Origin of the sequence: Pseudomonas emilianonis (assembly GCF_023072625.1) — a bacterium.
GTDB classification, from domain to species: domain Bacteria; phylum Pseudomonadota; class Gammaproteobacteria; order Pseudomonadales; family Pseudomonadaceae; genus Aquipseudomonas; species Aquipseudomonas paraveronii.
The window spans coordinates 1-2828 of record NZ_JAKNRV010000514.1 but is presented as its reverse complement, the minus strand read 5'-3'; the positions used below and the strand labels follow the sequence as shown (position 1 = coordinate 2828).

Annotated in this window: 4 protein-coding genes; all 4 read right to left on the bottom strand. The window is 62.1% G+C overall.

The annotated features are described in order from the left end of the window. Window positions 1-282, bottom strand: a 282-nt coding sequence (locus tag L9Z73_RS28580) for an AGE family epimerase/isomerase (RefSeq protein ID WP_247408146.1), incomplete at its 3' end; no start/stop codon positions are given. A gap of 113 nt (window positions 283-395) precedes the next feature. Continuing rightward, the gene (locus tag L9Z73_RS28575) at window positions 396-1241 is read right to left on the bottom strand and encodes an ATPase (protein ID WP_247408144.1); all 846 of its coding nucleotides are present in this window, start codon (window positions 1239-1241) and stop codon (window positions 396-398) included. A gap of 126 nt (window positions 1242-1367) precedes the next feature. Further along, window positions 1368-2366: an NAD-dependent epimerase/dehydratase family protein gene (locus L9Z73_RS28570; protein WP_247408142.1), complete on the bottom strand. Its 999-nt coding sequence runs from the start codon at window positions 2364-2366 to the stop codon at window positions 1368-1370. Window positions 2367-2418: 52 nt separating this feature from the next. Continuing rightward, window positions 2419-2828, bottom strand: a 410-nt coding sequence (locus tag L9Z73_RS28565) for a LysR substrate-binding domain-containing protein (protein WP_247408140.1), incomplete at its 5' end; no start/stop codon positions are given.

Here is a 2828-nt window from a genome sequence, read left to right as displayed (position 1 = left end):
TAGCGGGCCGCTGAGGGCGGCAACCCCGTGCTCGACCAGCTCGGCATACCCCGGCAGCCCCATCGCGTGGGCCATGGCGAAGCTATGGGTCATGCGCGCGGTGTTCATGGTTTCGGCAACGGCATTGGCCGGCAACTGGCCGTTATCGTCCAGGTTGCCGAAACCGTCGGCCAGGCGCGAGGCCTTGGCGAATGACAGCAAGCGCTGGCCTTCGCTGGCGAGCCAGGCATGGTGGGCAGGTGCGTTCAGCCAACTGCCGGCAGGCAGTGGTTGGGTGGTCATGGCAGGCCCTTATTATTTTTGGGGGGATGACCGGAGTCTAAACAAGGGCGGCGTGAGGGCATGTAACGAAGGACAAGAGAAATGTCACCGGATGGTGACATTCTCCAAGACCTTTACTGACCGATCGGCGCGGCTGCGGCCGGCGAATTGAGGCGCTGGTTCAGGTTCTGCACCTGACTCTGCAAGGTGGTGATATTGCGGGTGGTCTGAATGCGGAACACGTCGAACTCTTTATTGGTCGGCGCGTCGCTATTGGCCGGCTGGTTGTCCTGCGCGCTCTTTAGCACCACCATGTCTTGTTCAAGACGGGCGATGGCGGCGCTCGGGCTGCCCTGTTTCTTCAGGGCCGCCACGTCAGCGACCAGATCCCTGATCTCGCTATCGCGCTTGGCGGCCTCCCCTTGCGCCGCCTTGAGGCCGGCCACAGCGTCGGTCAACGCTTGCACCTGGCCTTGCAACTTGGCGTTGGCGTTGGACAGGTCGGTGGTGCCAGCGGTCATTTTGGCCAGGCGCTTGTCCAGCTCGGTGGCCTGGCCGGCCACGCCGACTTGCTGCTTGCCCTGCTCCAGCAACTGGGTTTCCAGCTGCCTGATCTGCAGTTTCAGCGCTTCGCTGCCGTTGTTCACGCTGGCTTCACTGGCGACGAACTTGCCGGAAATATCCTGCAGGCGCCCTGCCGCTTCTTCGCTGATGCGCGCAAAACTTTCCTGGGTCGCAACCAGTTGCTGGCCCATCAGCGAAATCTGCTGGAAGCTCCACCAGGCCAGGCCGGCAAAGGCGATCAGCAGCGCGCCGACCAAGGCCCACAGCGGGCCGGTACTGGCGCTTTTGACCTTGACCACGGGAGTGTTGCGCGAGCGCACGGAGGTGGCGGCGGTCGGCACGAAATCATCATCGTCCAAGGTGTCGGCCCGCAGGCTGGGAACATTGTCGAAATCGTCGTTGGCATCGTTGCGCATGAATCAACCCTGAATCGTGAAATGACTACCTGGAAAGCCGGGCGACGGGAGTATAAACCGCTGTCCCGCCGCACTGATCGACCCGGAACGCTGAATTCGGTTCCCGATGTGTTGCCGCTTGTGAGCTTACTTCAGCCCCGGTTCCTGAGCCTTCCACCAGTGGCAGAACTCGTCGAGCGCGGTCCACAGGCTGACCTTGGGCTCATAGTCGAGATAATGCCTCGCGCGACTGATGTCGAGGGTGAAATCTTTGTTCATCACCTGCATGCCCAGACGCGACAACGCCGGTTCCGGGCGCCCGGGCCACATCGCGCAGAATGCCTCGTTCAACGCCGCGACGCTGTAGGAAAAACCGTAGGACCGATACCGCGTGACCTGAGGCAAATCCATCTGGCGCATCACGTAGTTCACCACATCCCACACCGGCACCGGGGTGCCGTTACTGATGTTGTAGGCTTTGCCCAACGCCGAGCCGGTGGCGAGCAAACTGCTGAGCAGCGCTTCATTAAGGTTGTGTACGCTGGTGAAATCGACCTTGTTCAGGCCGTCGCCGACGATGGCCAGGCGGTTCTTGCGCTGCATTTTCAGCAGGCGCGGGAAGATGCTCATGTCACCAGCGCCGGTGACAAAACGCGGGCGCAGGGCCAGGACTTCGAGGCCGAACTCCTGGGCACCGAAGACCTTTTGCTCGGCCAGGTACTTGGTGGCGGCATAGGGATGCTTGAAGCGCTTGGGCACTTGGTCCTCGGTCAGCCCCAGGTGGTCGCGCCCGTCGAAGTAGATCGATGGCGACGACAAGTGAACCAGGCGCCCAACCCGTTGCTTGAGGCAGGCTTCGACGACGTTTTCGGTCACCAGCACATTGCCTTGATGGAAGTCCTGATAGCGCCCCCACAGCCCGACGGCGCCGGCGCAATGCACCACGGCTTCGACGTCGCGGCACAGTTCGCGCACCAGGTCGGCATCATTCAAATCACCCTGGATAAACTCGGCACCGCGCCGTACCAGGTGTTCCACACCTTCGGCGCGCCGCCCGTTGACCCGCACGTCCAGGCCCTGCTCCAGGGCGAAACGCGCAAAGCGCCCGCCGATGAAGCCGCTTGCGCCGGTGACCAGAATCTTCATGTATTACTCCGTGTTCTTTCGTTTTTCATCGCTGTTGCCTTGACGCCCGCCATCAGTCCAACGGCACCAACCATTGACCACAGGCCTGAGCCAGATGGTCAGTCAACAAACCCAACAGTTGCCCGCCACTGCGCCAATGATGCCAGTACAGCGGCACATCGATGGGCTTATCTGGCAATAACTCGACCAATATGCCCCTTTGCAGTTGGTCGCTGACCTGCAGTTCAGGCACCAGGCCCCAACCGAGCCCGGCTTCCGCCAAGCGGATAAACCCTTCGGACGAGGGGCACAAATGGTGCTCGAAACCGCCGTCCACCCCGAGCGCGGCCAGGTAGCGGTGTTGCAGGAAATCGTCCGGGCCAAATACCAAGGCCGGCGTGCGCGCCAGTTGATCGGCGCGCACACCGCTGGGGAAGTGCCGCGCGATAAACGCCGGGCTCGCCAGCGCCCGATAGCGCATCG